Source organism: Micromonospora sp. NPDC003776 (genome assembly GCF_053605645.1).
In genome coordinates this window covers 1-4,231 of sequence record NZ_JBSGJR010000586.1, presented here as the reverse complement: position 1 = coordinate 4,231, position 4,231 = coordinate 1, and the positions used below count along the sequence as shown (strand labels likewise).

The window sequence follows — 4,231 nt, the reverse complement described above, 5'->3', positions numbered from 1 at the left end:
CGGCAGGGTGCCCGCCGGGCCGGGCGACTCGACCGCCTCGGTGGCCGCCGGGTCGCCGCCCAGCGCCGCCCAGGCGGTGCCGATCGCGTCGGCCGTCGACTGCTCCACGAGCCGATCATGTCACGACGGGCTCGGACGCCCGGGGGCTCTGTGGCGGATTGCGGCATTCCGCGGTTGCCTGCGGCGGTTTCACCGCAGGATGCCGCAGCCCGAGTGGATCATCCGCCGGCCGGCCCGGGTCCGGGCCGGCCGGGGGACCGCCGGCGCGGTGTCAGGCGATCGGCTTCCTGGTCTTCGTCGGCGACAGGGTCGGCGTCGGGTTGAGCGACGGCGACAGGGTCGGCAGCGGCGTCGGCCGGTCGCTCGGGCTCGGGCTCGGCCGGGACGGCGTCGGGCTCGGTGTGGGCCGCGCCGTCGGCGAGGGCGCGGAGGTGGTCGGGGCGGGTTGCGCCGGGGCGGTGGCGGTCGGGGCGTCGCCGGGGAAGGAGGGCTCGTCGAACCGGTACTTGTCCGGGTCGAGCTTCAGGGCGGCGGTGGCCTGCTCCATGAACTGTCGCCAGATCGGCCCGGGGCCGGTGGCGCCGTACACCTCGTAGCTGCCGTCCTTGGTCTTCAGCGGCTTGCCGTCGGTGGTGCCGAGCCAGACGGCGGAGGCCAGCGCGCCGGTCCAGCCGACCATCCAGGTGTGCACGTTCTGGGTGGTGCTCTGCCCCGCCTGCCAGGTGCCGGTCTTGCCGGCGGAGTCCCAGCCGTTGTCCAGCTTGGCCGCCTTCACCCGGCGCAGCGTCCAGTCGAGCTGGTTGATCGCCTCCTTGTCCAGGCCGAGGTCGGTCTCCTTGAGCTGCTCGGTGTAGACCTTCTCGTCGCCCTTGGTGACCGAGCGGACGAAGTGCGCCTCGGCGCGCTTGCCACCCGCGGCGAAGGTGGCCATCCCGTTGGCGTGGTCCTGCACGCTGATGCCGTACTGGCCGATGCCGACCTCGGTCGAGAACCGCTTGGCGACCTCCTCGGTCGGCTGGTCGCGCAGATCCACCCGCTGCGGCTGCGGGTTGCCCTTGACCGTCTCCCACATCGAGTTGACCCCGGCCCGCTTGGCCATGTCCATGACCTTCGCGATGCCCAGCTTCTCGGTCAGCTCGAAGTAGGTGACGTTCAGCGAGGCGACGGTGGCTTCCCAGAGGGCGCAGTCGGGCTGGCACGGGGCGTGCTCGGCGTTGCGGATCGGCCCGGCGGCGCTGTCCTTGGTCCGCCCGGACTCGGGGAACTCCTTGGTGTCCGGGGAGTCGAAGTGCTGCTTGACGGAGATCTTGTTCTCCACCGCGGTGGCCAGGTCGTACACCTTGAACGACGAGCCCGGGGGGTGCTGGCCGAAACCGCGCGCCTGCCCCTTCTCGTCGTAGTACCAGCCGGCGTAGTCGGCGCCGCTCGCGCCGCCGTTGCCGCCGTAGTAGCCCAGCACCCGGCCGGTGCCCGGCTCCACCGCGACCAGCGCGGCCTGCCAGTTCTTCGGCTGGTCGCGGACCGCCTCGGGGGCGGTGTCGCGGCGGATGTCGGCGGCGGCCTCCGCGGCGTCCTGGACCCGCTTGTCGATGGTCGTCACGATCTTGTAGCCGCCGTCGCGGATGACCTCGTCCGGCTTGCCCTTGAACTGCTCGGTCTGGCGCAGCTCGCTGAGCACGTGGTTGACCACCAGGCCGGCGGGGCGGTCGAGGCCGGACTGGCCGGCGTTCTTGTCGATCGGCTTCACGTCGTCCGGGTACGCCAGGTTCGCCGCCTCCTCGGACGTGAGGTAGCCCAGCTTCACCATGCCGTCGCGGATGTAGTTCCAGCGGTCGATCGAGTTCTGCTTGGCCCTCGGTCCGCGGGCCGGGTCGTAGCCGGGGGAGCCCTCGGGGTCGTTCGGGTCCGCCTCCGGCTGCTTCACCATCGCGCAGAGCACCATCGCCTCGGCCTTGGTCAGCTGCTGTGCCGCGGGCGCGTCCCGGCGCACCGTCTTGCCGAAGTACGTCTGCGCCGCCGCCTCGATCCCGTACGCGCCCCGCCCGAACGGCACGGTGTTCAGGTAGAAGCCGAGGATCTCGTCCTTGCTGTACTTGTCGTCGAGCTTCCAGGCGATGACCGCCTCGCGCAGCTTGCGGGAATAGGTCACCCCGCGCAGGTCGGCGGCGACCCGCGCGTACTGCTGGGTGATGGTGGAGGCGCCCTGCCGCTGCCCGCCGGTCAGGTTCGACCAGGCGGCGCGGAGCACGCCGGTGAAGTCCACGCCCTTGTTGGTCCAGAAGGTGCGGTCCTCCGCGGCGACGATCGCCTCCTTGGCGGAGTCGTTCATCTGGTCGTACGGGACGATGGTGCGGTTCTCCGCGCCGAGCTTCGCCAGCGGCGTGCGGCCGTCGGCGTAGTAGACGGTGGTCGACTCGGGCAGTTTGAGGTCGGTGGGGGTGGGCACGCTGTCGAAGTAGTAGCCCCCGGCCACCAGGCCGGAGCCGGCCAGCAGCGTGAAGACCGCCAGGAAGATCAGCAGACGGTGGCGGCGACGCTTCCGCCCCGGGGGGGCCGGGGTTGTGGAACCGTACGCGTTGTTGTTGTCACCGGTAGGAAGCACCCGCACCCGATACCCTCCGACTGCTCGGCCGAATCGTGTCCATGCTCGGCCTGCAGGCTAGCGGAGCTGCGCGGACACCGCCCGCGCCCGCCGTCCCCGGGTGTGGTGTTCCTCGCGCCACCCGGGTTCGCCGGCCGGGTTGCGCTCCGTGACCGGTCGACCACGGCACCGGGACGCGCCGGCCCGGGAACACCGCCGAAACATTGACAGTCGGGTGTGGACCCGGCACGCTCGGACGAGCTGCGGGAACGCTCCCACGTGTCGTTCCCCCGTCTGACCAGGAGCAATGACGTGGCCCTGACCTCCCTTCGCCGGCGCGCCGCGACCAGGCTCGCCGCCGCCGTGACCCTCGCCGCCGCGGTGGCCGTACCGGCCGCCCCGGCCGGCGCCGCTCTCCGCGACGATGCGACCTTCTACACCCCGCGTCCCGACCACGGAGCCGGCGAACAGATCGCCTCGCTCACCGCTGCCGGGCAGTACGAGCGGGCGGCCCAGCTGCGCGCGATGATCCGTACGCCTCAGGCCGTCTGGGTGACCGGCGGCTCCGGGCACTCGCTCACCCAGTCGATCAAGGCCGAGGTGCAGCGGGCGGCCGGCAAGAAGACCGTGCCCGTCCTGGTGGCGTACAACATCCCGTTCCGCGACTGCGCGCAGTACTCGGCGGGCGGCGCCACCTCCGTCGCCGAGTACGAGGCGTGGATCGACGCGTTCGCCGCCGGCATCGGCGACCACGAGGCGGTCGTGCTGCTGGAGCCGGACGGGCTGGGGATCATTCCCTGGTACACCACGATCAACGGCAGCCAGGAGTGGTGCCGACCGGCCGAGGCGGACCCGGCGACCGCCGCCAGCGACCGGTTCGCCATGCTCCGGCACGCCGTCGACGTGCTGACCGCCCTGCCCGATACCAGCGTCTACCTGGACGGCACGCACAGCGCCTGGCTCGGGGTCGGCGACATCGCTGACCGGCTGGTCAAGGCGGGAGTCGGCAAGGCGGACGGCTTCTTCCTCAACGTCTCCAACTACGAGACCACACAGCGGCAGCTCAAGTACGGCGACTGGATCTCGAAGTGCGTGTACTACGGCACCGCCGGCCCCGAGTGGGCCCGCGGCCACTTCGACTGGTGCGCCAGCCAGTACTACCCGGCCGACCCGGCCGACTTCAGCACCTGGGGCCGCACCGACGCCTGGTACGCCGAGAACGTCGGGGACGTGTCGGCCGACCGGCCGGCCCACTTCGTGGTCGACACCAGCCGCAACGGCCAGGGCCCGTGGACCCCGCCGGCCGGGGTGTCCTGGCCCGACCCGCAGACCTGGTGCAACCCGCCGGGCCGGGGCCTGGGCCTGCGCCCCACCACCGCCACCGGTGACCCGCTCGCCGACGCCTTCCTCTGGGTCAAGACCCCCGGCCAGTCCGACGGGCAGTGCGACCGGGGCACCGGCACCGGGCACGACCCGGCCCGGGGCGGGATCGCCGACCCGGCCGCCGGGGCCTGGTTCCCCGAGCAGGCACTCGAACTGGTGACGTACGCCGATCCGCCGCTGCGCTGACCGGCGACGAGCGGGGGCGGTCCCGGTGGGGGCCGCCCCCGCTCCCCGTTCCGCGGCCGGACCCGGGCGCGCTCAACGCAG

The 4,231-nt window shown here is 72.5% G+C and carries 2 protein-coding genes; one reads left to right on the top strand and one right to left on the bottom strand.

Annotation, left to right across the window (positions count from 1 at the left end; all coding sequences use genetic code 11):
- Positions 1-271: 271 nt before the first annotated feature.
- Positions 272-2,608 (bottom strand): transglycosylase domain-containing protein, encoded by a 2,337-nt coding sequence (locus tag ACWEVO_RS31400; protein ID WP_452311080.1) that lies wholly within the window; start codon positions 2,606-2,608, stop codon positions 272-274.
- Between the two features lie 285 nt (positions 2,609-2,893).
- Between ACWEVO_RS31400 and ACWEVO_RS31395 the strand changes: the two genes are divergently transcribed.
- Positions 2,894-4,150 (top strand): glycoside hydrolase family 6 protein, encoded by a 1,257-nt coding sequence (locus ACWEVO_RS31395; protein ID WP_452311079.1) that lies wholly within the window; start codon positions 2,894-2,896, stop codon positions 4,148-4,150.
- Positions 4,151-4,231: the final 81 nt, after the last annotated feature.